We start from the raw sequence: 24953 nt of genomic DNA, 5'->3' as shown, positions 1-24953 counted from the left end.
CTCTGGTACGTTGAATAGTGCTGACAACACTTGAATACGTCTGAAGCACTATTCGTTCACAATTTCAATTACTTAGTTTATTTCAGCCAGGCTCAAGGCTATTCAAGTGACGTCTGCAAACTTCATCTTTTTGGACCCTCTATAGACCCTCAAGTCATTTAGAAGGTCAAAAAGTCAAATGGTTGAGGAGGTCACAATGCCCGTAGTTCTGTTCAATGCGAAGATGGTCGAAAGCATAAAACCACCGTCAGATAAAAAGGTCGAAGAATACTTTGATGAGAAAGTTACGGGTCTCTGTCTCCGCGTTTACTCAAGCGGCACTAAAACATGGACAATACGGATTAAGAGAGGCCAGGATAAGCGAAGGCTGTCGCTTGGTGATGCAAGAGTACTTCCCCTTGCTGACGCCAGAGAGCGAGCCTTAGAGCTCTTGCTGGCCACACTCAAAGGTGACGATCCCCTGAAAGAAGATATTCCCGTTCTTACATTTAAAGAACTTGGCATGGAATACATTGAAAAATACTCAAAGCCCAACAAACGTTCATGGAAAGAGGATCTTCGGAAGTTTGAAGTTGATCTGGTTCCGGTCTTTGGAAGTCGACCGATAGATCAGATCTCCCGTCGTGACGTCATTAACTATCTTGATCGCTTGGTTAAGGAAGGCTTTACGATCAAAGTGAATCGTAATCATGGTCTTTTACGAGAGATCCTGAACTTCGCAGTTGATCGTGAATATCTCAAATCTTCTCCTGCTTCCGGAATTAAGAAAAGAATCAAAGAGTTTTCTAGGGATCGTGTATTAAATGACGAGGAGCTAAAAAAAATATGGATTGCTATTGGCAAAATGAAGTCTCCGTCAAAGGAGTTCTTTCAGCTCTATATCATGACCGGACAACGAGGAACGGAGGTGAAGCAAATACTTCGAGAGAACATCGATATTGAAAGATTGACGATCGGAATTCCCAAGGAGGTTTCCAAGAACAAAAAACACCATATTCTACCCATCACACCTGAAATCAAATTGTTGATTGACGTAGCTATTAAAAACTGCAGAGAGTCTAAATGGCTAATACCAAGTCCCTTCACATATAGACGAGACAAAACATCAGGAGACTTTCCAATCAAGAACATCCAGAAAGCAATTCAAAGGCTTCGGAAGACCTCAGGGGTTGATTTCAATGGCCATGATTTCAGGCGGACAATGGCTACTTGGCTAGCAGCAAATGGAACAGAAAGGATGACTATTTCAAAGCTTTTGAACCACTCCGATCGCTCCATTACGGCAGTTTATGACAGGTACTCTTACGATAGAGAAAAGAGATCCGCTCTTGAGTCTTGGAGCAAGTTTTTATGGCATTTAGACGATCCAAAGAAATCGTTACCGCCATGCGTTGTTGATTAAAAATTCATCACTTAGGTGGATATTATGATACAAATTCGTGAAGTTGCAAATTTGCCCAGTGACAAAGATGGAGGGTTGAATGCCACAGGATTTGGTAAAAAATTATGATGCTGATCTAGCAAAATTGCCGATAGTCCAAGCCCAAGGCATTCAGCTTGGCTTCTTCTCAAAACGGAAGAAGCACTTCATTGATCTGCTTGGTGATAATTCAAATCCAGAGTTTAAACTTGATGCCAATGGACTCTATTATGAGTTTGATGAACCTATGTTTGTCACTGCAATCACAGTTGGAGCTGCCCAAGAAGACGGTATTCGCCTAAAATATGAGGTAAAAGATTTCGCAACTAGAGAATTCAAGCGCATTTCCGACAACTTTATTGAAGAACATGACGATCTTTCTCGCTGCACAATCAACCAATTTATTACTGGGTTTAAAGTGTCTGCGAACCGTATTGGCTTTTTCTCGTCGAGCGAAAAAGTAAGCAAAATCCAAGTTGACCTGGTATCGACGAAGGACCTTCTCGATCTCCCGGATATTTATGACCAATATCTAATCCTGCAGGGGAAGCTTACCTCTGACACAAAAAAGGCAGTTGCGGCTGTTGAGACTCAACGGCTGGAGTTAGAAAGTAAAATCACAGCACACAACGATGATGTTACTAAATCAAAATTAGCTCTAAAAAGAGAAAAGACGGCTCACGAGAATGAGATTTCTTTAGTAAAAGAGAAATTTGCGGCCCAGGAAGACGAACTTAAGGCTCTAAATGCTTCAGTTTCCAAAAGAGAAATAGATAAGAAGAACCTGGAGGAAGGCAATCGCGCGTTAACAGAAGCCAAGGCTTCTCTTGAATCTCAACTTAGAGACCTGCAAGCTAATTCACAGAATTTGTCAGCATTGATTGATGAGAGAGAAAGTAATCTTACACTCAAATCTCATCAAATCTCTCAATTGAATGACAGACTACAGGAGCTTCATAACGATGTATCTCTATTTGCTGACGATGTCGCAGGATTTGCAGCGCAAACTCAAAGTCAAAATACCAAGTACCTTTGGATCTTGGGTTGCTGTCTTTTAGTTAGCGCAGGCTTGGCATATATCTCCATCCAAAGTACAATTGAAGTATTCAATACATTTAAAGCTATGCCCCAACTCGGGGTCTTGAATCTCTTAGGAATCAAAGCCTTCCTTCTAATCTTTATGGGATTCGCCTTTGCATTTCTCTATAAGCTTGCGAAACCTTTTATGGACGAGATCATCACAAACAACCGCAAGCGTTTGAAAATGTCAGAAGTTTCGATCTTAGCACGAGACACATCTGATTCTGCATTGTATGGTTCAGATGTTTCACAAGAAGATAAAATTAAAATAAAAATGGCGACTCGAATGACTCTAATGCGCGAAGTCTTGTCTGGTGTTTATGACAGTCGATCTTTAACCAAGCCTGTCTTTCAACTTCAAGACACAGCCATAGTCGAGCGAGATGCCACCCCAACCAAATCCTTGTCGAACTCTAAAACTGAACCAAAAGTGAAAAAATCAGAGCCGGAACCAACCGCTTAGCTGAAGTGCAAATGATATGTAGTGACCCAGCCATGGGTCATACTTTTTGTAGCCAAATGCCTTTTCAGAAAGGATACAGAGTTCATCGCTCTGGCCAAGCTTCCTGCATTCTGTCCCAGCATTTTTCCATCTTAACCTCCAAAGGCTTTAAGTCCTCTTTCGGAATCGCTAACACTTTTATAAGACCATAAAATCCGGACAAAAGAGCAGTACCAAGAGTACTTATGTATAGCCCAATTTCCTCAAGATCTGGCTGCCACATAATACCAGTAATATTTCCGGAAGCATCTCTCTTTTGAATTTGCTTTAGTGACTCTGATGAAGAGTGTGAGTTTTGATTTGAAAGTAGTCTGTAAGCCGTATTGTAGACAGGCAGCATTTCGCAACTCTTGGCGACTTCTCTCAGATTTAACTCTTTAACTTTGCCAACTTTCTTGAGTCCTTCAATTTCTTCCTTAATTGCCAATAAGGTTGCTTTGTTCTCTTCTGTAACAGGTATAGCTCCATCTTCACCATTGAGAGAAATATTGATCATCTTCAGCCTGAATATTTCCTTTGAATAATGATAGCTATCAACGAATTCGGTATTCGTCGCACAAGCATTCAAGTAAATGCTACTTTCAACTGCGCTTCTAATCACATTTCCGGCATCCAATGATAAGCCGTATTCAAGAAGTTTAATTGCGGAAGAATACGAACTCATAATTCTGATATATAGCGAAACGCAAGTCAGCTGCTGTATGTCGTCCGATTTTATCGCTAGAAGAGGGATAAAGCCTTGCGCAATTTCATTTAACTCATCTGCAATCTTAAAAAGCTCTGCATGTTCAGATCTATGTTTCGAAATGTACTGCTGTGCGGTTTGCCCCAAAAATCCAAACTGTTGAAATGGCATTTTTTCCTCCCAAAAGTTAGGATAAGGTATTTTTCAAACAACATACAATTATCTATTTATATTTGATTGCAATTTCATTCGTCCGCGTAGTCCGTGTGTCTGATCCTAAATACCATCCCTTTACTTCGCCCGATATTGGAAACGCTATTAAGTGAGGATAAGTGCAATCGAAATAGGCAAGATCTTCCGTCGATGGCGATCTTAAATGACGCGCATTCGGATGCGAATGCCCTTCCGCAATTAGCCTCAGTCCTCTCTTTGTAATTTCATTTCTAATTTTGTCCCGTTGCCGAAGATCCCACTTAAAGCGATGAAGAGGCGTTCTAGACTTATTCCGAATTTTAAATACGTGGGTGATCTTCTTCCTTTTTCCTGCACAAAGAAATCCAATCTCGTTTTTCGACTTGGCCCAATTCAGAATTCTCTTCTTGCACTTTTCCCGAATTTTTAGCTTCTTAATCTGCTTCTTCTGTTGAATGCCCATAACGATACTCGGATCTAGCTAGGCAAAATTCTTAAAGATCATCAGATCTGATTTTCGACGTTCTCGACAAATCCTGAACAAAGATAGGAATAATTCCCTCGCCAGTAGTAACTCAATTTTCATCATAAAAATTTCCCGTAGCTTTCAGTGATGTTCGACTACTGAGTGTGACTTGAATAACATCAATATCGCACAATGCAACGCATTATATCAAGCATAACTATTTGTTTTTATTGATTATTTTTGCGTTTTTACTGATTGTTTTGGTACTTACTTCCGTTTAAAATGATATACATAAGTTAAAACTGTGTGTGACTGTGATTTGACGATCAATTTTATGACCAAATCGCGAGCTGTTTCAAAATATACCAGCTCATTCTCGAATTCCCTTCGAAGTTTGAATCACGCCGATCCGCGAATCTTAATAACTTTAAAAAAGCTTATTCCTACAAAAAAGCCACTTCGCAGAACTATACAGTGTGCGAAGCAGAACCATTTCTTCAGGAGACTACATGTCCTCAGATGCCAATAAAGCCATTTCCAACAAAGCCAGATACGGAGATTTCGCACACGAGACCATATCTGCGAAACAGCGCCCTTATGTTAGCAATGCAACTGACCAGCTCGTTAAGGTGATCGCGAAGGAAGTAAATCGTCACAAGCTATCTTACGAGCAACTTAAAAGAGTCTTCCGCGAAGTCCGAACTCGGTGTCACCTGGAAACTCCGAAACAAGGAACTAAACTCATCGAGCTTCCCTCTGATGCGGACCTTGAGAAATTCTTTTCGGTGATCAACGACCCAGTTCACAAGCTGATATTCAAGTTCCTTCTTGGCACAGGGCTGAGAATTGCAGAACTCTGTGCTCTTGAGGTTCGGAGAATTGATTTCACTCAAAATACGGCCTTTATCAAAGAGGGTAAGGGCCGCAAGGACAGGGTAATTGTATTTGGGAACAATCTAAAATCAAAACTTGAACTGTACTTGGCCGGACGCAACAACAGATACCTGTTCGAGTCAACTCTACAATCAAAATATACACCACGAAGAATCCAGCAGCTTGCAGTTCAGTACAGTAAAGCATCGGAGGTAAGAATTCATCCACACCTATTAAGACATATATTCGCTACTAAGCTTGCCGAGGCTGGCTTATCGGAGGATCAAAGAGCTGTGCTCTGCGGCCACTCGAAGAGTTCCAATGCGCAGCAAATTTACACTCACTTGTCTCTAGCTGGAGTTAAAAATCAGGCAATTGATGCTTTAGACAAAATATAAAGGAAAATGAAATGCCTATATCCGCAAAAACAACATGGGAAGACCCTCTTACTTTCAAAACGATGTCCAAGGGGGACCGCGTAACGGTCTCCACAATGAACGGCATCGCTACTGATTTCATTTTACAGGAAATAAATGAAGGAGGACTTTTCCTTGTCCCACCAAGCGAATACCATAGATCCAGTAAGACACACGCTACGCCTTTGATTTTGGCTTCATCAATAAATCTCAAGAACTTTAAAGCCAAACCAAAAGAAGAAGTTACTGTCTACAACAAAGATGGCCAATCAACGAAGCTTAAGATTCTTTTTGTTCCTTATGGCAGGGGGCTCATCCTTTACGACCCAAAGCTATCTGCACCTTGGCCCTTACGATACTTGTTCAAACTGCTTAAATAATCCAGGAGACAGGTATTACTAAATATTAGAACTTCGCCGAAAGGACTTATCAGCCGTCATGAGCGCTTCGATAAACTCGGGTGCAGAATTCGCTCCGGGCAACAATTGTTCAATCCACCGAAATCTCGCCCGTACCCATTCCACTTTCTGATCCTCTGTCATATTATGCCAGTTTTGTCTCAACCACTGACTATTGACTGCAATCAGTGATGCATTAGCATTGCGGTCAATATAATCAACAAGACCCAAGATATCATCAGACCTAAACAGGATCTTGGGCGATACCGACACACGTGGCCCAGCAAGCATGTACCACAATCCTACCACGGATCCAACTGGTGGAAAAACTACTCCACATATCGCCATAATTGATAGCGGCAATCGAGCACTAACTACTTTTAAGAAGAATGACCAACAGCCAATATAGCCAACAATTCCTACGATCAGAATCAAATAGAAACTAAGTGAAGTCGGCACTAAAACAACCTCAGTATATCCTTTTGACCGTCGGAACCATATGAAACTTGCGGTAAGTACTTATTCAAAGATCCCCCGATTCGCTTGTATACCAAGTTATCTGAAACTTCATTTACCATAACTTCATGTACCCAAATATCTTCCCAATTATCTTCAGTATTCGGGATGATTTTAGTCATCAATTCGGCGAATCCCTTTTTTACCACATCGATTCTAGCCTTTTTATGTGCCACAAAATATATGGCCGTTTTGCTTCCGATTTCGATCTCTACGCAAGCTTCATATGCTTTATAATTTTGGATTGTATCCCCGACGGGAATCTCTCTTTGCTCAACTATTTTCCCAAAACAAATATTGTGACCAACAAAACCTTGCCCATCTCTTTTCTCTACATGAGACACGGAAGATCCATCTTGATTTAAGCTGTCACTCAGTTTATCAGCAAGTCCCTGAGCTATTCCCGCAATAGCACCTTGACCATACGATACCATTTCTTCTTTCTTACCCTGCACGATAGGAGATCTATCTCTCTTTAGGAGAAGCCGAAACGATGTTCCCGCAATCACAATAGACACTACCAAAATAATCCAATACTTACTTGTCATTATCCCCATCCTCAGCCGACACACAAAATTTCTACTGATTAAAATCAGTACTCAAGTTTCGATTTTCCAGTAACTTGAGGCGGCATCTTCAAATTGCCATATCTATAGATTCTCGCATCACTCACAAAGCAATCTCTTACCTTTGACGTAACTTTAGTTGCTCCGGCAACTTGCTCCAACGGACATAATGCCAAACCAGTCGAAAATCCTTTCTCAAGCTTCCACACAAGGAATAGACTATGATATCCAGAGTATCTCGAACTAAAGTCATACATCTCGGTCGGTTTGACATCCCCAAAAAATGATTTCGCAGTTCCGAGAACTTTATCTAGTCCAAAAGTACCTCGCACGGTAGAGACATCAACATAGCCAAGCACACTTCCATTACCAATATAGAAACCCAACATGCGTCCAAATGTAGGACCTGAAGCAAGATTCAATTGGCGGCATTCACACTTAAGTCCAGTCTCCTTGCAGTACGCTGAAAACTCCTTACCACATGGAGTTTCCCATGGTGCATTTTTATACTTCTTTGCTGCTTCAGTGTAAGGCCTATCAATGAAATGATTGCTCACGAAATCAGATTCTGCGAAGACGGGACCACCAAGGATTATTGATACTATGAAAAGGGTAAGCTTCACCACATCTCCTTTTGTTTATATCTTACTTTGCTTTCTTGGCACCAAGCGGTCAATACGAATTCTTGCGTATCCATCAAAGTAGGGCACAGCTTGAAATATCTCTGAAACCGTACCACCGACGCCCGTCTCCGCTTCGCCAGTCAGCAACCAAGAGAATGAACAATCAACATAATCTGACAGCTTCTTGACAGCCTTTAAATCGTTCGGGGTAGCCCCACGGACCCATGAGTCTATCACAGACGGAGCAACTCCTATTGACTTAGCCAGACTTCTCCGACTTACCCCCTTTTCAGCCAGCACTGAACGCAGACGATCACCCCAATGCTCGCAATCGGCACCAATATTCTCTCTTCTTCCTTTTTTTCTGAGCGCTTGCTTATTCACCGATCACCAACCTACAAACATATTTTTATGTTCTAAGTTTCACGATGCAAGCAGCGAGTTCTGGTCCTGCACGAACTATCGAGTACTGCCCGAAACTCTGTACACCTTGCAAATCTGCTTCAGGACAGCCAACCCAAGTAAATTCTTCTATAATTTTTTCGCCGAATATTTTTATATACAGCTTATTGTGCAGGACTTATATCAAGACCTAGTGAATGGAATCAGCCCCGCACCATTGAAGAAAGCTTTTCTTAAAGGACTTAGCAAGAAAGCCTCGTAAAGACTCTTGTCCCGCTCCAACGCGGAACACGCGGAGCACTCCTCTGTAGTTTCTATTAAAATTCCTTCCACACTCTTTATTCAACCTAATCCTGGCATTGTGATAGCCTCCATCCAACAGATCCTGTTGAACTCTGACAAACTTCTCACGCCGCTCTGGCAGAATCGAGGCCTTATACTCAATTGTATTCACAAAGGAAAGTCTCTTAAAGAGGTCTGTATTTGTCATTTTAGGCAGATCACCAATCATCCTGATACCATTCTTTTTTAGAAAATTAACTCGCGCCTGGAGCTCGAAGTTGGTTTGCCTATAGTCCGTTACTTTCCCATATAGCTGCCTATTCTTGATATCGACATCATAGATAGACACCCTAAGTGTTTTGCTCTTTCCACTATAATAGCCACTAAGATACCCATTGCTATATTTAGATCCTTTTTCAACTATTCCACGTTTCCATCTAAAGTATGTTGTCGCTCTGAATAAATGGATTGGAAACAGGTCACGTGGAAGCCTAATAGATACGTCAACACGAGTTAAATGGTGCGCCTCAAATCCCCTCCTACCCATAATCAATCTTAAAAATCCAACGAGCTCCTCGTAGCTACCAAATTGACTTGGATTTATTTGAATAAAATAGGGGTGCTCTACATTCTTAAAAAATGGCCCACTCAATAGGAAGAAGACCTTCCCACTTTCTCTATGCTCGTACTGACTCCCTTCCATATAGTGAGAATCCTCTTCCTTTTGGTCAAAATAGTTATGCTTGAAATTCGTCTTTATAAAATTATGCCGAATAGAATGTGTATGAATAAATAGCTTATCAATAAAGCCATTCGCAAAAATTCTTTCACGAGACATCAACTCATCATAAAGCGGCAACTGACGCATTATGACTGATGATATATATGTGTACGACTGAGTTGAGTCTTAGAGTGCTCCGTACGCTTATAAATCATAGACATGTTTTCTTCTCCAGATATACATATAATCGATCCAAAATCTCTACTAACTCGTTTCGCATTCCCGTTGCTTTCTCTACGGACTTTTCAGAGGAAAATGATTGTATTATTTCATTTACAGTATCACCTAGCTCGTCGATTTGCCCTTCCAAGCGCTCTAACATTATTAGATTAGATTTCTTCTTCGAGTTCACAGACTCAGCCCGATATAATTTTTCTCGTTCATTCTGCAGATTTAGCTTAGCCATTCTCAATACGTTACGCAGAAGTTTCGTCTTCCCCACAGACACTCCATCAAAGGATCTTGTTAGGTTTATCTCTCTAATGCATTTATTCTGAATTTTCACAGTGTCCGTACCGCCCTTAATGCCACGGATGTATTGCATAATTTTGCGGTAAGAATCTATTGGGATATCTGCTGCCAATCTCGGCCCTTTCCTAATTGAAAATTTGTAGATAGCTTTGCAGTCTTGCAGCTCCCTCTCTACTGACGAGTAATCGCGACCATCTTGGAGCCAATAAGTTTCTACAATTTTACGATACTCACTTTCCGTAAAAGTAGCTTGAAGCTTATGGCAAAAGCATCCCACTGCAATTTTATCCTCCACTGCCGGCTTTCCCAAAACCCCTCGAAATGCAATAGCGCCATCTTCAATCAGTCTCAAAAACTTCACCTGATCTTTTGGCTGATACCTATCTAATATTTTGTCCCCGACGGGGGCGCCCCCGCTTACGGTCGTCCATGTTTTTGTCATTTCACTCTTCCCTTATCCGTGCGCCATGTCTTTACGTGCGGAAGAGCCGACTCTTTTTGAGGAGCCCTGATTTGCTCTAGATACTGATTGATCTGATTGAGGCTCCACCCCTTTCTCGTGGTACCTGGTATTGCTATCGGACCAGGGAAGCTTCCTTTCCGTATCAACCTCCGAATTGTCGATGCCGAAATACCGACAATTTCACAGACTGGCTTTAGTTTAATAATTTTATCTTGCTGGTTCATATATCTCCTTAGTTGGAGGCATTTATACGATCATTAAAATCAGAATCCAACAAACTGCTGTCCCTACGCCAAAGAGGACAAGAATTAGGCTTGCTATATATACTACGCCTGCCCATACCTTCATTTATAGTTGAAATACATGTCCTCTTTGGCGTATTATTAGCTATGCTCAGAAATGATATTAATAGAAAGTTTCGTCATTTATCTTTTATCTGGAAGCGTAACGAGCCCGATCTTGCTGAGCCATTTTGGAGTGCGGGCGTTTTTATGGAGTCGAACCACCTATCTTGACGACATAGCGACTTGCTGATTTTTTGTTCTTGTATCTGACTTTGATCTCGTTTTCAAACTCTTCCGGCGATTGATAATCCAGTGCAGAATGCAATCGCTTCTTATTGTATACCTCTTCAATAAAATAGGGTACTCGCTCTAGGACATCGAGAATTGTCTCATAGCTCCAAAGGTGCACCTCGTTGTCCTTGAGAGTCTTCATAAAACTCTCAGCAAAGGCATTGTCGTAAGGATTCCCTTTTCTTGAACAAGAAACTTGAAACCCAGAATCAACAAGCAGCTTCACATAGTCATCGCAGAGATATTGCACACCACGGTCCGAGTGATGAATAATTCCCTCCTTTGGGGCCCTTTGCTTGATCGCCATCTGAAGTGCCGCCAGAGTCAAGTGACGATCAATCTTCTTTGAAATGGCCCAACCTACAACTTTGCGCGAGTAGATATCCATGACCACTGCCAGGTACACAAAGCCGTTGGTGATCCGAATGTAAGTGATGTCAGACACCCACAGCTGATTGATCTTGGTAACCTCCATACCTTTGATTAAATTCTCATGCACAGGGTGATCATGATCGCTCTGCGTGGTTCGTACAAATCTTCTGCGTGGCTTTATGTGTAGAGAGAACTTCTTCATAATTCTGCGAAGCCTTCTTTCGCCAATGACAACGCCACTCTTCTTTAACTCTGCCAAGAGGGGGCGATACCCAGTTCGAGGCTGCTCAACGCGAATCTGTTCAATCTTACCTCGAATGTCGGCTTCACGTTCTTCTTTTTCTCTTCTTGAAATCTTAGGATCTGAATAATACGTCGACATAGAAACACCTATTACTTTGCAGGCTTCTTTGATCGTGCCGACTCTTTGATGATTTCGCTTAACCCAATCACATCGCTCTCTGATACTGAGCCCTTCGTTGCCCGGAGTTTTTTTAAAAGGTCCACCATAAGGGCCTTTTCACCCAAGGCCTTTTTTAGCTCTTCGTTTTCTCGCTCTAAATCTAATATTCTTTTTACCGCTTGTGGTGACAGACCATCAGATTGGAGATCTTCTGCTCTTAAAGCTTTTGATTTCTCTTCCAGATCTGTTTTCCACTTGTAAATGACTTGAGGATGAATGCCATAGCTGGCGGCGACCTCAGAGGCTTTCTTTCTTCCGCTCAGATAGAGCTCAACCGCTTCTCTCTTTTGTTCCTCTGTAAAAACTCTTCTCGACTTTCGCATAGACTAGCTCCTTCTTTATTATCGGCAGCTAATCGCTTTGTCTCAAATTGATAGTTTGCTAAGCTCCAGTTTTATGCCCGCAGTCCATTTAAGAGGCTAAGGGATAGCGTTTGCCGAAATAACTCAGCACCCGATAGTCTAAAAATATGGAAATTCTACGAAATAGAAGTACAGCCAGAAGAAGCTCATCTTTTTTATAGAGAGCCCAAGACTCCGAGAATAGTAGATGACAAGCTAAAGCCAAAAAGATCCAAAAAGAATGGTTATCGACTACGTAGCAATGGAAGCTGGTACTCACATACAGCAGGAACTTTGTTACAAGGGCATGTCGTGAATTTGGAAAGGATGTGGATGATAGCGCTGTCTGCTTTATATGTTGCAAATGTCAAAAAACCAAATGCCTCAAGAATGGCGAAACTTTCGAAGCTCACGCGTTCAAATGCTTACAAGCTCTTTAAAATCATTAACCTAAGAAAAATGACTCTCGAAAGAACCGACTTATCCTTTTTCGGAACTCCCCCCTTAGAGCGCTCCATAATTTTAGTGAAAGACCTTTTCCGAAAAAATGAGCCGGCTCCACGAAAAAGCTCTTCTAAAAAGAGACGTACTGCCGCTGCCAATAAGAACAAATAGCCTCGAATGAACGCGTCTCACAACTTCAAGTAATTTTACTCTTTTTTTGTGTAAAACAAATATTAATTTACAATATCGCCGAATATTTTGTACAGTAACTAGGATAAGAGTATCACCACCTAATCGATGAGTTCGGAAAAGGACGAAGTTGTGAGCTACATTTCAAAACAGTCAATTAAGATTTCAACCTTGACGTCCCCATCTCCGTCGCTCACTTCCGCATATTATAAATCGCTAGAAGAAAACGGATTTTATCCTGCATATTCAGCAAATTTGGATGCCTCAAAGGCTCTAGCATCGCAAGCACCCCCTCTTTATCAGGATGCTTGGTTAAGTCTAAACATCTCCGTTGAATGCTTCTTCAAGTATTTATTCTGCCTTGTTCGTCATAAAATTGAAACGCAGGCCCCTGCTGCCGGTCACAATCTGATAGATTTAAATGTAAATAAGCTCTTTCTCTATGGCACCTACACTTTTACAAAGAGAAGTGACCTCCTTTGCAAAGACTTTGGACATAATGTGAGAGATCTGTGGACCTTAATTGACACGCTCACGGATGCTTCTTCTAACTCCGCAGAGTTTGCTTCTTTAAAACATATTATCCCGACGCAACAGGACTGGGTCGATGCTAGATATAAAGCCCGAGACCATATATCATACGAGAGCAAATACGTATCATACTCAACCGCATTTAACGCCTGCCTAACTGGTATTTTTGGAGCAATAAAGTGAGCCAAGATAACTCTCTTCTAATTGAATCTATCGAAACAAAAATTCCGGGCTCTAAAGTGCGGGTCCACATGGCGTCGGGCATGTGGATTATTGAGCTAGTTAGCACTTCACTCACGGAAGAAAGTCGTATAAAATATTACGATGATATCTCCTCTTGCGTGAATACTGTCACTCCTGGAGAAAATATCTGGAAGATCTTCCTGTATAAAAAGAGTGAGGAACGTTTTTTAATTGAAGCGACTCTTCACACTACCCCGAGGAAATCTTCTACCCATGGATTTGTAACTATCACATTAGCGGCTAGAGATTGTTTTCTTCTGATTACTGAATTCGACTTAGAGGTACTTCAGATGGACAGACCCAAACCCTACAATATTCTCGGCGTGGAATATAAGAATCCATCTGGTCAAATTATCATGCCCCTACAAACATCAGACATCGGCTCATATCAAAATATCGAATTTATGGGGATGATGTTTAACTTAGACGGTTCAAAGATAAAAAAGGACGCCGCGGGACTTGTAGATATCGAAATCTAAAAATTTGCTGATCGCATTCTGCAGTCGGCAGGACTCGAACCTGCAACCCCTTGGTTCGAAGCCAAGTGCTCTATCCATTGAACTACGACTGCAGAATACGATCACCTAAGATCCATCTGCCTTTATACTCTGCCATTTGGACCCTCTGGGGACCCTTTGGCAACAATGCAACTTTAGCAGTCTCATAACACATTGGAAACAATACTTTTTTTCGATCAAGAACTTTTCGGTTTACTTGATTCGAAGCCAAGTGCTCTATCCATTGAACTACGACTGCACAGAGAACCTCAGACTACCAATGAAGCCTTTCAGAACGCAAGGATTGGACCGGCGCAACGTAGCGTCATTAATCTTCAAGCCACGCGGGCACGCCATAGAGACCTCGGGGGTCTACAGTCTGACTGCCCGTCACCGGATCCAACACCAGAGTACCGTCATTGTATTTCGCACCTTCGACCGCATTAATGTGAGCCATGATGATGAGTTTGTCAGAAACCTCTCTTAGAGCACGGTGCGCCCAGAATGTGACGTTCGGTGCCCAACCAGTCACAGTGCCATCGGTATAACTAAAAGCCGCCAGCCCGGAACGAGCCAAACCATCCACATTCGAGAACTGCCCGTAGAGGTAAACGTTCCCATTCAAAATGGCCAGTCCGTTCACCCAACTGTCAACGGAAGGAGTTCCTCCCAAAAGGGCCCCTGTGTCCAAATGGATCTTGGCCAAATTACTGGCTGCCTGCCCATCGACATTCGAAAAACCTCCACCGATGATCAAATCAGTGCCTTCGATATCAAAGGCATACACACGTCCATCGACTTGAGAGGTCCAAGGCAATCCCGAAGCATCGATAAAGCTAAGCTTTGCCAAAAATGCCGCCCCCATGCCGTCACTGCCGATATTGGTAAACTCCCCGGCCACCAGCAGACTTCCCTGCACGCTTCGCATGTCGGTGATTTCATCATTGGCACTAGCATCCCATGAAGTCACTTCACCATTCATATCAAGCTCGACCAGATAGTCTCTGCCTGACGGAGTGGTCCCAATATCCCGGAACCTGCCGCCCACAAATATTCTTCCGTCCTGAACCACGACAGCCTTCACATAGTCATCCGGGTTGGGGTGCCAAGGCATCAGCTCCCCTTCCGCATCGTACATGGCCAGGTAACGAGTTTCAGGAAGTCCCAGAGTTTTCGAAGAGTGTGCAAAAAGAAGATCTTCACCCTGAACCAGAGCCGAAATGAAGACACTATCGCTCACCGGACTTGGCGAGTTCGGATTAAACTGAGTTCCATCGGATTTATTCCAATATCCAACAGTCCCGTTTGTGAACGACATAATGTGACTGTCCGTGACTTTCATCAAGGACACCCAACCCTCGGGCTCATAGGTTGTAGACCAGGATGTCACCAGCACAGGAGTCACACCGCTAAAATCAAATCTAACCAGATTGCTGGAGGTATGACCATTGATGGAATCAAACATTCCTCCCACCCAGAGCTCATCACCATGAAGCTCATAGTCACTCAAACCACCCCAAATCGGCGCGATCGTCAAACCACTCACGAACCCGGCGTCAGCCCCTGTCGTCGCATTCAACATCACAAAGGCCCCGCCATCTGTTGCCAGCAAAGAGCCATTATGCAGTTTCAGTTTTCCAGAGTACGCAGAAGTGGCGGCAGTGAAAGAGACATCCGCATTGTTATCAGCAGAATTAAGTTTTGCAATTCCAACAGACACATGGGCATTGGCTCCGACAGTCCCGAATGCTCCGGCTATATAAACAGATCCGGCCGTGGTTTCAATAGAGCGCACAAGCAGCTCGGGAGTGGCATCGGCGGTCAGAGTGGGCGCCCACGAAGTCAGCTCTCCAGTTGCCAGATCAAAAGACGCCAACGCTGTTCGCGGCTGTGAGGGACTGCCTGCTGCGGAAAACTCGCCACCGACATACAAGATGCCATCTTGAATTTTCAAAGCCATGACAGTCGGAGCAAGACTGCCGTAACTGAGATGAGGATCCCAGTCCGACAACGTGCCGTCGGGTAAGATATGAATCAGAGCCTTGGCACCATTTTTTCCATCAAACTTTCCCCCGATAAAAAAACCACCGGCCCCATCAGCAACAATGACCTGTGCTTCTCCAACCGCGGCATCCACCGGACCGAGGGCCGAAACCACCCCCGTTGCCGGATTGTATTTAATAAAGGGACTGCTGCAAGGACCGATTCTAGAAAAGTCTCCGGCAAGGATGGTTCCTCCGTCCGGCATTTGAGCCTGAGAAAAGACCGGCCCATTGGAACAGATTTTCTGACTGATTGAAGGAGCATCCACGATGTCATCAGCCCCATCAGGACCCAACAACGAGGGCAACATTTGCTCAGAGATATTAGCTTCCAGGGTACACCCGGAAGACAGAAGCGCGACAGCTAAAATTGAGACGTACAGAATAAGGACTCGCATACCTAACTTTTCGGGATCCGAGTCTGCAGAATTGAATTACAACACCGATTATTACTGCGAATTAACGTGGGCGTACCACTCCAAAACAATCAAATGTCTTTGACGATCAGATGGTTTTTAAGCTCATTGGAATTACCTGCTGTTAGCGGGAAGTGCGTTTGCAAATCTTTGCCACAAGCCTCTATCGCGGCAACGAACCCATCCGCCCACTTGCCGTCATGCAGATGTTTACCAAGCATACCCAGAATCTCATCCCAGTGCTCTTTTGGCAGCTTCTTGGAAATGCCTTCATCAGCAAGAACCACGGCTTTTTTCTCCATCACAGAAACAAAGATCAAAACCCCCGTCCCATTTTCAGTGCGATGAATCCGGTTCAGATAGAATTCCAACTGCGCACGACGGTGAACGGAATCGAGCTCATCCTTTTCAGGAACAAACACCTTCTGAATCCACTTGGACTTGGCCAACACTTGCGAAAGACCAAAAAAGACCACAACAATCACCGGCCACAGATAAACCCAAGGAGTCACCCACAACCAGTCACTGAATGGAAACTCAACAATGACCAAAAGCAGAGTTAAAAGCAAAGTCAGCGTCAAAGGCACATGCCCCACCGCTGAAGAACGACGAACAATTACAGGAACAATCTCTCCGGAAGTGGTTTCTTCCACTTTGGAAATAGCCGACTCAATCCGCGCAAGATCCGCTTCAGAAAGATATTTATTAATCCAAGCCATAAAGTTCCCTCAAAAAATCAATTACCGCTGCCCAAAACCAGCCAAAACGACTTCAACACCCAAGGCTAGGCTTTAAGCAAAAAGGAGAATCCTAGGTTGTCAGCCAGGCCTCGTCTGCGACTTGGGGAAAGGCTCTTTGCCTTACTCGCAAGTTCCGCAAGCGAACACCAAAAACCCAGCGGCAGCCACCACAGAAAACCAAGAGCGAGGACTGTCCGAAGCGGGTAAGGCAAAGAGCCTTTCCCCAAGACGCAGCCCGGAGAGCTTGGTTTACCAACTGCCGGATGAGCCCCCGCCGCTGAAGCCGCCGCCACCACCGGACCAGCCGCCTCCGCCCCCACCAGAACTCCATCCCCCACCGCCGCCGTAGCCACCGCCCCAGCCGCCACCACCACGGTAGTAACGTCCACGACCACCACCAAAGCGACCCAAGATCGAAATAATGATGAACAGAATGATGATCACACCAATTGGAATATCGCCACCGGCACCGTCACGGTCACTTTTCGCCGGAACACCTTCCTGCAGGCCGTTTTGCTCCGCAAATTCCTTATCAGCAAGACGCAGAATTTCGTGTGTGCCCAGAACGACACCGGCAGAAAACTGACGAGCCCGGAACAACGGCACAACCTGATCACGAATGATCCGGCTGGCGATAACATCAGGGATGGCCCCTTCAAGGCCTTGACCCACTTCAATGCGCAGCTTGCGATCATTGGCAGCAATCAGGAACAAGACACCGTTGTCTTTCTTTTCGTCGCCCAGCTTCCACTTGTCAGTGACAGCAATGGACGCCATTTCGATAGGCATGCCATCCAAAGTGGGAACGATCAAGACCTGAACCTGAGCGACCCCGCGCTTGTTGAAGTCATACAGAAGCTGCATCAGCTCTTGACGGTCGTTGCGGGATAGGTAGCCGACCTCGTCCATCACCGGCCCGGTCAAAGTCGGAACTTTGAATTCAGCCTGAGCAGTAAGACTCAGGCTGAAAAAGATAGAAAAAAGAGAAAGTGTCAGAAAACGCATGAGCGAATTAGAACTTCACGTCTGGAGCTTTTTCCGCTGCCGCTTTTTCTTCCGGTGCCATATCCCACTGAGGCATCTTTTCGAAGTGATACATGATCGCATTCGTCCAGCTTGTTGGCGGGACGCTGACAAGATTATTAAAGCCATTGATGGATTCAATGTATCTTTGACGGGCAATCGTAATGCGATTTTCTGTGCCTTCCAACTGGGCCTGAAGATCACGGAAGTTTTGGTCGGCTTTCAACTGTGGATATTGTTCAGACACCACCATCAAACGGCCCAAAGCCTGGGACAAACCGGATTGAGCCTGTTGGAACTTCGCCAACTGCTCTGGAGTCACCTTGGACGGATCAATCTGCATCGCGGTTGCTTTTGCGCGGGCCTCGGTCACAGCCGTCAAAGTCGCTTCTTCGTGTTTGGCATAACCTTTAACGACATTTACCAAATTCGGGATCAAGTCAGCTCGACGTTTGTATTGGTTGTTCACTTCGGCCAAAGCCGCTTCAGTTGCATTCTTAGCCTGTGGCAAGGATTGAATTCCACAGCCCACCATAAAAGGCATCAGCATCAACATAAAAACTAAAACACGGTTTTTCATAAACAAAAGCCTCCAATAGATTCGTTAGAACTTATAGCTGGACTCCGACGCAAGTTCCGCAGTGAGCCATATTCAGCCAGCGGAGCCACCCGCAAAAAACACGAGCGAGGACTGTCCGAAGCGGCGGGGTCCAGCTATAAGTTCTAACGAATCTCCCAGTGACCCACAATGAAAACCGGATTATATTAGTCGGATGACACGGATTATTAAGCTTCACCACACCGAGACAGCCGGCTGCATTTTCGTTGACAAGATTGCCGGCCTTAACACGCATACGCCCGAATACGGGCAGCGTGGCTGTGTGGAAATTTACGAAGACGAACTGGATCGCAAGCTCTACACCGTGCACCGCCTGGACAAGGCTACATCCGGTGCCCTGGTCTTCGCGACCTCTTCCGAAATCGCGGCAGAGCTGACTCAGCTTTTTGAGCAGCACAAGGTTGAAAAAAAGTATCTCTTCCTGACAGATAAAAAAATCACGCGCACCGAGTTCACTTACGAATCTTATATCAACAAAGAAAAGAATATCTTTGTCAGCCGCGAAACGACAGAGCCCAACTCTAAGACCAGCTTCAAGTGGGTGAAGTCCTTGGGAGGCTATGAATTGTGGGAGGCCGTTCCCCACACCGGCAAACCCCATCAGATCCGCCTGCATGCCGAAGCCAATGGCATCGCCATCCTGGGAGACAGCGAACACGGTGGTTCCAGTCACTTCAGACTGTGTCTGCATTCCCTGCTTTTGGCTTTTGAGCTTAAAGGTCAGAAGATCCGTTTCGAAACAGCACTTCCCATTTGGGCTCAGGACAATGCCCCTACCGATCCTGAAGAACGGATTCTGGCCGAGGCCTTTCAGCGTCGCGAAAGAATGTTCAACTTCACTCAACTTCAGGATGAGTGCCTGCGCTTGAGCCATCGTGAACTGGACACCTATCGAATTGACCAGTACGGGGACTTTCTGTGGGTTTATTGGTATAAAGAATCCGATCCAACCGTTCAGGATCTTTTGCGCTTTGAAAAGGTCTCAAAGCAATATCACAAAAAGATTTTGATTCGAAAAATGCTCAATCGTGGTGAGGACCCCAATGCCCAGCTTTTATGGAGCATCGGCAACACAGCACCCCGCTGGCAAGCCAAAGAAAATGGCGTGATTTATGATCTTCGCAGTGACACTGGCCTGTCACCAGGCTTGTTCCTGGATCAACGTGAAAATCGCCTGTGGGTGAAAGAACATGCCAAGGACCGCAGTGTTTTGAATTTATTCTCTTATACCAGTGGATTCAGTGCCGTGGCCGCCCTGGGTGGCGCCCGCGAAGTCTGTACGGTGGATGTGTCAGCGAACTTTATTGAGTGGAGCAAAAACAATTTCAAACTCAATGGCCTTGATCCTGAGGCTGAAAATCACGAGTTCTGGGTTCAGGATTGTCTTTTGTTCCTTAAGGGCACCATTCGCCGCAAGCGCAAATTTGGTTTGATCATCTGTGATCCCCCCTCCTTTGGGCGCTCCAAGAGCGGCGTCTTTTCTATCAGCAAGACCTTTGATGAACTGATGATCAACTGCCTTTACTGCCTGCAAAAAGACGGCTTGTTGCTGTTCTGTACCAACTATGAAAAATGGAACACCGGAGATCTGCATTTGCGCCTGAACAAACTAAAGCGCGAATTTTCCTTCAAGATTCTGCCGGCACCAGCTCAAGGGTTGGACTTTGAGCTCCCGGATCAGGAGCCCTTGATGAAGTCCATTATCCTGCGTAAAAACTAAGGATAAAACTCGTAACGAACCTGGACTCGCTCTTCCCCTTGCAAGCCCATCTTAGATCCGCTGGCATAAGGGGGAACCGCACGAGTGGTTTTCTTTTTCTTTGCCGGGAAGAACTTATCAGCCACATAGCAGTCAAAGCGCTTGTCCTTACATAGAGCTGAGAACTCTTTCTTGTCACCCTTATGGACATACAGCTCAACCGCTTTTGTCATGCGCTCCAAAGCCGCCAAATCCTGAGGGTCCACAACGATTCCCGAATGGCGCGCCAGCTCCGCCGGGGAGGCCTCGGACTTTGCTCCGGATTTGTCGGTCTTTTTCGCCGCAGAAGTTTTCTTCGTCGCCGGCGCATCATCAAAATCCAAATCCTGAGTTCTCTTATGCGCGCAAGAGGCCATCATCAGCATCAACGAAATCAGCACCAGGATCTTTTTCATTTCAACACCCACTCACCCCAAAGAGCGCCCTCTCCGTTTGGATGGGCTTTAGCATAATTGTAGAACTCCTGAACAAAGGCCGCACGTTCTTTTTGATAAACATGCTTCCAGTCCCCAGGTTCAGCCACCGCCAGAACATCATAGTCATTACTCAGTTCGGTATTTCGTTTGATGATTTCATCAAACGAGGTGTCTTTGGCATTTTTAAGCATATCAAATAGGATCATAAAGGTGGTCGTTCGCCCCTTCCCTGCGCGGCAATGAAAGTGCACCCAGGCATCAGGTGGCAACGCACGTACTTTTTCAATAAAGCGATCCACTTCCGAATCCACCGGGCGCACATGATCCGTCACCGTCAGACGCACATACTGATGCCCCGAGGTGCGCACCATGCTTTCTTCCGTCTCCAGGCTTTTGATAACGGTGCCGCCGATCTTGTCCCCCACATGTAGATCCCCCAACAAACGACGTTCACGACGAACGGCTTCATCGTGATTCAAGTCGGCATTGGCCCAGTCGCGTTCCGCGTACCATGTGACAGGAATATCGTTGATCAGACCGTGGGACTCCTGGCGAAGATCAAAAACGTATAATGCCGCCTTATTCTTTTTAACCGGCTTCGCAACCGTCTTCATCGCCTTGGGCGAAAACGTCGCACTGCCAGACATTCGAAGCGCATCACTTTTTCGGTAGTTCACAGGCTGAGCGCCCTCGCGATTGTGATCAAACACCAGCTGCACCGGAGTGGTGGGCTGAGGACGAGTCATAAAAAATGGAACTTTTGTATTCGCAGAAGGTTGGGAATCTGTTGTGACCGCTTTTTCTGCACAAGCACCCAACATCAAAAAAATGGGAAGCAACGCTGCTTTCTTCATAAGGACCCCCTTCACCCAAAATTCTAGGGGAAGGGTCCGCTCATGTCCACCCACTATCTGACTTTTAAAAGGCTATGCCAAAATGCCCCGACTGAACATTTCTTCCAGATACTTCGCCGCACTGTCTTGTGTGCGCATATAGTAGTGAGCACGCAGGATTCCCTGCTCTTCTTCCGTCAAAGAGGCATTGGCCCCCAGACGCTTCAGACGATCCTGAGAGATATGGTATAAAGCCAAAGCACCGGCGACAGAGATATTAAAGCTCTGTACAAAACCGGTCATGGGAATAATCACAGTTTCATCAGCGGCCGCAACCATTTCTGGAGTCACACCGTCGCGCTCATTGCCAAGCACCAGCGCGGTTTTGCCACTGAAATCAATTTCATGCAGAGGTTTGGATTTGGCATCCAGATGGGTCACATAGATCTTGCAGCCCTGGTCTTTAAGAGCCTTCACACAGTCGGCGGTCTTTTTCCATTTTTTGACCTCGACCCACTTATCAGCCCCTTGGGTGACACGATTGGCTTCTTTGAATTTTTCCTGGGTTTCAATCACATGGAAGTTACCAAAACCCAAGCCTTCCGCACTTCTCATCACCGCGGAAATATTCCCACGGTCATAAATCCCCTCAAGCACGACTGCGGTGTCGAAGTTGCGCAAGGACACAACTTTTTCGATTTTTTCGCGACGCTCGTCCGTCAACAGGGGCCCGATCTTATCAAGAACGATTTTGTAGTTCACAAGCAGATCGGATTTGATTTCAAGTTCGGGCCCGTAAGGGAACATGCTGACCTCGTCGATGCAGGACTATTTGTAAAGTGCTTCCGGATTTTTTGCCAAGTCGCGAGTGATGTTCTTTTGGTGTGCTTCCAAAGTACCGCCACCGATTTCAAGCAGCTTCGCGTCTCTCCAAAGTCTTTCCACCACGTACTCACCCACATAACCGTATCCGCCCAGAACCTGGATTGCACGGTCAGCCACGTTTTTCGCCATGGTTGTCGCCACCAGCTTAACGCCGTCAGAATCCAGACGGTTGCCTTCTTTGTTCAAATCCATGCGACGTGCTGTTTCGTAAACATAAGCACGCGCCGCTTTGTATTCCGCATAGGAATCAGCGATGTAGCGTTGCATTTGACCGAAGTGGTTCAGGGATTTTCCGAATGCTTCACGCTCTTGTGCGTAGCGGTTCATAATCTCGATTGAACGTCTTGCAATACCCAAGCTCATCGCCGCCAAAGTCAGGCGCTCGATTTCCAGGTTGCGCATCATGTGCAGCATGGAATCACCTTCGTGACCAATCAACGCACTGGCTGGCACATGGCAATCCTGGAAAACCAGTTCTGCGGTGTTGGAACCACGCATACCCAATTTGTCTTTGATCTTCTGGCCCACGGAGAAGCCCTTGTGATCTTTTTCAACCAAGAAAGTGGAAATCAAAGCACGACCGTGTTTTTCACCTGTGCGCGCATAAACCAGAACCAGGTCACATGGAGTGTTGTTTTCATCAATGGTCCCGTTGGTGATCCACATCTTGCGGCCGTTGATCACGTACTCGTTGCCTTTTTTCACGGCTGTCGTTTGCATGCCCAGAACGTCAGTTCCGACTGCGGGCTCAGACATCGCCATAGCGCCCACCCATTCACCAGAGCAAAGCTTTGGCAAAATACGCAAGCGTTGTTCATCACTGCCGTTCACCGCGATGTTGTTCACACACAGCATGGAGTGCGCCAGATAAGCCAGACAGAAACCTGGGTCAGCAGCAGAGAATTCCTCATGCACGATGGTTGCTGCAGTGGCATCCATTCCCGCACCACCAAATTGTTCGGGAACTGTGATGCCCAAAAGTCCTAGCTCGCCCACTTTTTTGAACAAAGCCAGATTGAATTTTTCGCTGCGATCATATTCATGCGCCTGCGGTTCAATTTCCGCTTCAGTGAAAGCCTTCAAAGTTTCACGCAACATAGCGTGTTCAGGTGTTGGATTGTAAAGATCAAATTCTTTCCAATTGAAAGACATAAAGCGACTCCTTGAATCGAGATGCATACTGTCAGGCGAATCTATGAAGAGACCGCCTTCGGGGCAAGGGTTAGACCACAATAATGCGCCGCATTTCAAGCATTTAGCAAGAGGTACTAGACGCTGATTATGCCTTGGAATAGTTTTTTAGGTGCGCCTTAAGGAGAATCACAAATGAAAGCCGTCGTTTTGGGTATTGGAACAGAGCTGACCGATGGGCAGATTGTAAACAAAAATGCTTCTTGGATCTCCAAAAAACTCAAAGACCTGGGGCTGACGACCCAAGCTCATTTAGTGGTGCCCGACGAACGCGATCTGATGCTAGAGGGGATTGAGTTTTGCGCACAAAAAGCAGATTTGATCTTTATCACCGGGGGACTGGGCCCAACTTCAGATGACTTCACCCGGGATGTGGTGGCGGACTGGGCTAACAAGAAACTCGTCTTCGATGAAAGCTCCTGGCAGCATGTGAAAGACCGCCTGACATCGCGTGGGTATGTTGTTAAAGAAATCCAGAAACAGCAATGCTTCTTCCCCGAAGGGGCCCAGGTGCTTCCCAACAAAGAAGGCACGGCCAATGGTTTCTTCCTGGAGGCTCATAGCAAAAAAGTCTTTGTCCTGCCGGGACCTCCCCGAGAAATCGAAGCTGTCTGGAATGCGAGCATCACCCAGTGGCTGCAGCAGAACACCCAAGGTCTGGATCCTTACATCACACGCAAATGGGATACGATCGGCATTGGCGAATCCGATGTGGCTATGATCGTGGAAGAGGTTTTGCGCGGGATCAAGGTGGACAAGGGCTATCGCGTTCACCTGCCGTATGTCGAAATCAAGGCCTCGTTTCACCGCACTCGAGAGCAGGAGCTGCAAGCACCGCTGGAGCATCTGACGGAAGCCCTGCAGTTTTGTACGATCGCCCGTGATGGTGACGACGTGGCCGAACTTTTCGCCGAAAAACTTCGAGAGATCAAATCCATTTGCGTGATCGATGAGGTCACGGGTCAGTTTCTGATGAACCGTCTGATGCCGGTCTTACGCGGATTTATGACAGATCAACTGTGGAGCTTTTCAAAATCCCGGGAAGTCAAAAGCCCTGCGGACCTTCATCTGCACCTGCTTCCCAAGGACGAACACAGTTGCGAGGTCAGTCTGGATTACCGCGGACGAAAGGTGAAAGACTTCATCACAAGTCCCTATAAAACCATGAACATGAAAGAACGAAGACACCAGTACTTTGCCGAAATGGCGGTGATCTTCTGGCTGAAAAACCTATGAGG

At 45.5% G+C, this 24953-nt stretch carries 26 protein-coding genes and 1 tRNA gene; 8 read left to right on the top strand and 19 right to left on the bottom strand.

The genetic code is table 11. The features are described from left to right. The first annotated feature begins 196 nt into the window (after nucleotides 1-196). Together ACZ5ZZ_RS05135 and ACZ5ZZ_RS05130 are read left to right on the top strand one after the other, a co-directional pair. The gene (locus tag ACZ5ZZ_RS05135) at nucleotides 197-1402 is read left to right on the top strand and encodes a tyrosine-type recombinase/integrase (protein ID WP_464141556.1); all 1206 of its coding nucleotides are present in this window, start codon (nucleotides 197-199) and stop codon (nucleotides 1400-1402) included. Nucleotides 1403-1481: 79 nt separating this feature from the next. Next, the gene (locus ACZ5ZZ_RS05130) at nucleotides 1482-2963 is read left to right on the top strand and encodes a hypothetical protein (protein WP_464141554.1); all 1482 of its coding nucleotides are present in this window, start codon (nucleotides 1482-1484) and stop codon (nucleotides 2961-2963) included. A gap of 82 nt (nucleotides 2964-3045) precedes the next feature. Here ACZ5ZZ_RS05130 and ACZ5ZZ_RS05125 read toward each other — a convergent pair whose 3' ends face one another. Both ACZ5ZZ_RS05125 and ACZ5ZZ_RS05120 read right to left on the bottom strand, forming a co-directional pair. Beyond that, on the bottom strand, nucleotides 3046-3858 hold the full coding sequence (locus ACZ5ZZ_RS05125; protein ID WP_464141552.1) for a DUF5677 domain-containing protein: 813 nt from the start codon (nucleotides 3856-3858) through the stop codon (nucleotides 3046-3048). A gap of 52 nt (nucleotides 3859-3910) precedes the next feature. Further along, on the bottom strand, nucleotides 3911-4342 hold the full coding sequence (locus ACZ5ZZ_RS05120; protein ID WP_464141551.1) for a Mov34/MPN/PAD-1 family protein: 432 nt from the start codon (nucleotides 4340-4342) through the stop codon (nucleotides 3911-3913). 512 nt (nucleotides 4343-4854) lie between these two features. Here ACZ5ZZ_RS05120 and ACZ5ZZ_RS05115 point away from each other — a divergent pair. Next, complete coding sequence (locus tag ACZ5ZZ_RS05115) at nucleotides 4855-5616, top strand: tyrosine-type recombinase/integrase (protein ID WP_464141549.1); 762 nt, start codon at nucleotides 4855-4857, stop codon at nucleotides 5614-5616. A gap of 95 nt (nucleotides 5617-5711) precedes the next feature. After that, the gene (locus ACZ5ZZ_RS05110; protein ID WP_464141547.1) at nucleotides 5712-6014 is read left to right on the top strand and encodes a hypothetical protein; all 303 of its coding nucleotides are present in this window, start codon (nucleotides 5712-5714) and stop codon (nucleotides 6012-6014) included. Nucleotides 6015-6490: 476 nt separating this feature from the next. On the opposite strand, the gene ACZ5ZZ_RS05105 is transcribed toward ACZ5ZZ_RS05110, so the two are convergent. From ACZ5ZZ_RS05105 to ACZ5ZZ_RS05070, 8 genes are all read right to left on the bottom strand, one after another. Then, nucleotides 6491-7096 (bottom strand): hypothetical protein, encoded by a 606-nt coding sequence (locus ACZ5ZZ_RS05105; RefSeq protein WP_464141546.1) that lies wholly within the window; start codon nucleotides 7094-7096, stop codon nucleotides 6491-6493. Between the two features lie 44 nt (nucleotides 7097-7140). After that, nucleotides 7141-7737, bottom strand: a complete 597-nt coding sequence (locus ACZ5ZZ_RS05100; RefSeq protein ID WP_464141544.1) for a hypothetical protein — start codon at nucleotides 7735-7737, stop codon at nucleotides 7141-7143. A 15-nt stretch (nucleotides 7738-7752) separates the two neighbouring features. Continuing rightward, nucleotides 7753-8121: a helix-turn-helix domain-containing protein gene (locus ACZ5ZZ_RS05095; protein ID WP_464141542.1), complete on the bottom strand. Its 369-nt coding sequence runs from the start codon at nucleotides 8119-8121 to the stop codon at nucleotides 7753-7755. Nucleotides 8122-8329: 208 nt separating this feature from the next. Next, nucleotides 8330-9289, bottom strand: a complete 960-nt coding sequence (locus ACZ5ZZ_RS05090) for a hypothetical protein (protein ID WP_464141540.1) — start codon at nucleotides 9287-9289, stop codon at nucleotides 8330-8332. 64 nt (nucleotides 9290-9353) lie between these two features. Beyond that, nucleotides 9354-10115 carry a hypothetical protein gene (locus ACZ5ZZ_RS05085; RefSeq protein WP_464141538.1) on the bottom strand — a complete coding sequence of 254 codons (762 nt, stop codon included), beginning with the start codon at nucleotides 10113-10115 and terminating at the stop codon, nucleotides 9354-9356. Then, entirely contained in the window at nucleotides 10112-10360 is a 249-nt protein-coding gene (locus ACZ5ZZ_RS05080) for a helix-turn-helix transcriptional regulator (protein ID WP_464141537.1), read from the bottom strand. The genes ACZ5ZZ_RS05085 and ACZ5ZZ_RS05080 overlap by 4 nt, the downstream gene beginning before the upstream one ends. A 265-nt stretch (nucleotides 10361-10625) precedes the next feature. Further along, nucleotides 10626-11498 carry an IS3 family transposase gene (locus tag ACZ5ZZ_RS05075; protein ID WP_464142365.1) on the bottom strand — a complete coding sequence of 291 codons (873 nt, stop codon included), beginning with the start codon at nucleotides 11496-11498 and terminating at the stop codon, nucleotides 10626-10628. After that, nucleotides 11477-11869, bottom strand: coding sequence for a transposase (locus tag ACZ5ZZ_RS05070; RefSeq protein WP_464140406.1), 393 nt, complete (start codon nucleotides 11867-11869; stop codon nucleotides 11477-11479). Before ACZ5ZZ_RS05070 ends, ACZ5ZZ_RS05075 begins: the two co-directional genes overlap by 22 nt. Before the next feature lie 783 nt (nucleotides 11870-12652). Here ACZ5ZZ_RS05070 and ACZ5ZZ_RS05065 point away from each other — a divergent pair. Both ACZ5ZZ_RS05065 and ACZ5ZZ_RS05060 read left to right on the top strand, forming a co-directional pair. Continuing rightward, nucleotides 12653-13234 carry a hypothetical protein gene (locus ACZ5ZZ_RS05065; protein ID WP_464141535.1) on the top strand — a complete coding sequence of 194 codons (582 nt, stop codon included), beginning with the start codon at nucleotides 12653-12655 and terminating at the stop codon, nucleotides 13232-13234. Next, on the top strand, nucleotides 13231-13773 hold the full coding sequence (locus ACZ5ZZ_RS05060) for a hypothetical protein (RefSeq protein WP_464141533.1): 543 nt from the start codon (nucleotides 13231-13233) through the stop codon (nucleotides 13771-13773). Before ACZ5ZZ_RS05065 ends, ACZ5ZZ_RS05060 begins: the two co-directional genes overlap by 4 nt. Before the next feature lie 19 nt (nucleotides 13774-13792). On the opposite strand, the gene ACZ5ZZ_RS05055 is transcribed toward ACZ5ZZ_RS05060, so the two are convergent. The 5 genes from ACZ5ZZ_RS05055 to ACZ5ZZ_RS05035 all read right to left on the bottom strand — a co-directional run bounded on the left by ACZ5ZZ_RS05055 (nucleotide 13793) and on the right by ACZ5ZZ_RS05035 (nucleotide 18592). Then, nucleotides 13793-13865: transfer RNA gene (locus ACZ5ZZ_RS05055), tRNA-Arg, on the bottom strand. 254 nt (nucleotides 13866-14119) lie between these two features. After that, the gene (locus ACZ5ZZ_RS05050) at nucleotides 14120-16144 is read right to left on the bottom strand and encodes a hypothetical protein (RefSeq protein ID WP_464141531.1); all 2025 of its coding nucleotides are present in this window, start codon (nucleotides 16142-16144) and stop codon (nucleotides 14120-14122) included. A gap of 176 nt (nucleotides 16145-16320) precedes the next feature. Continuing rightward, nucleotides 16321-16968 (bottom strand): TPM domain-containing protein, encoded by a 648-nt coding sequence (locus tag ACZ5ZZ_RS05045; protein ID WP_464133951.1) that lies wholly within the window; start codon nucleotides 16966-16968, stop codon nucleotides 16321-16323. 270 nt (nucleotides 16969-17238) lie between these two features. Beyond that, complete coding sequence (locus ACZ5ZZ_RS05040; RefSeq protein ID WP_464141529.1) at nucleotides 17239-17994, bottom strand: TPM domain-containing protein; 756 nt, start codon at nucleotides 17992-17994, stop codon at nucleotides 17239-17241. Between the two features lie 7 nt (nucleotides 17995-18001). Further along, nucleotides 18002-18592 carry a LemA family protein gene (locus tag ACZ5ZZ_RS05035; RefSeq protein ID WP_464133947.1) on the bottom strand — a complete coding sequence of 197 codons (591 nt, stop codon included), beginning with the start codon at nucleotides 18590-18592 and terminating at the stop codon, nucleotides 18002-18004. A gap of 193 nt (nucleotides 18593-18785) precedes the next feature. Between ACZ5ZZ_RS05035 and ACZ5ZZ_RS05030 the strand changes: the two genes are divergently transcribed. Next, a complete protein-coding gene (locus ACZ5ZZ_RS05030; protein ID WP_464141527.1) occupies nucleotides 18786-20351 on the top strand; it encodes a pseudouridine synthase in 1566 nt (521 codons plus the stop codon). Here the strand turns inward: ACZ5ZZ_RS05030 and ACZ5ZZ_RS05025 are convergent. The 4 genes from ACZ5ZZ_RS05025 to ACZ5ZZ_RS05010 all read right to left on the bottom strand — a co-directional run bounded on the left by ACZ5ZZ_RS05025 (nucleotide 20348) and on the right by ACZ5ZZ_RS05010 (nucleotide 23676). Further along, nucleotides 20348-20785, bottom strand: a complete 438-nt coding sequence (locus ACZ5ZZ_RS05025; protein ID WP_464141525.1) for a hypothetical protein — start codon at nucleotides 20783-20785, stop codon at nucleotides 20348-20350. The genes ACZ5ZZ_RS05030 and ACZ5ZZ_RS05025 overlap by 4 nt on opposite strands. Next, nucleotides 20782-21660 (bottom strand): phosphatase domain-containing protein, encoded by an 879-nt coding sequence (locus tag ACZ5ZZ_RS05020; RefSeq protein WP_464117782.1) that lies wholly within the window; start codon nucleotides 21658-21660, stop codon nucleotides 20782-20784. Before ACZ5ZZ_RS05020 ends, ACZ5ZZ_RS05025 begins: the two co-directional genes overlap by 4 nt. Nucleotides 21661-21732: 72 nt before the next feature. Next, entirely contained in the window at nucleotides 21733-22446 is a 714-nt protein-coding gene (locus tag ACZ5ZZ_RS05015; protein ID WP_464117784.1) for a TrmH family RNA methyltransferase, read from the bottom strand. A 21-nt stretch (nucleotides 22447-22467) separates the two neighbouring features. Then, nucleotides 22468-23676 carry an acyl-CoA dehydrogenase family protein gene (locus ACZ5ZZ_RS05010; protein WP_464117786.1) on the bottom strand — a complete coding sequence of 403 codons (1209 nt, stop codon included), beginning with the start codon at nucleotides 23674-23676 and terminating at the stop codon, nucleotides 22468-22470. Between the two features lie 174 nt (nucleotides 23677-23850). Between ACZ5ZZ_RS05010 and ACZ5ZZ_RS05005 the strand changes: the two genes are divergently transcribed. After that, nucleotides 23851-24951, top strand: coding sequence for a competence/damage-inducible protein A (locus tag ACZ5ZZ_RS05005; RefSeq protein ID WP_464117788.1), 1101 nt, complete (start codon nucleotides 23851-23853; stop codon nucleotides 24949-24951). The last annotated feature ends 2 nt before the right edge of the window (nucleotides 24952-24953 follow it).

The organism is Bdellovibrio sp. HM001 (assembly GCF_055397275.1).
This window is presented reverse-complemented; position numbering and strand designations above follow the sequence as displayed.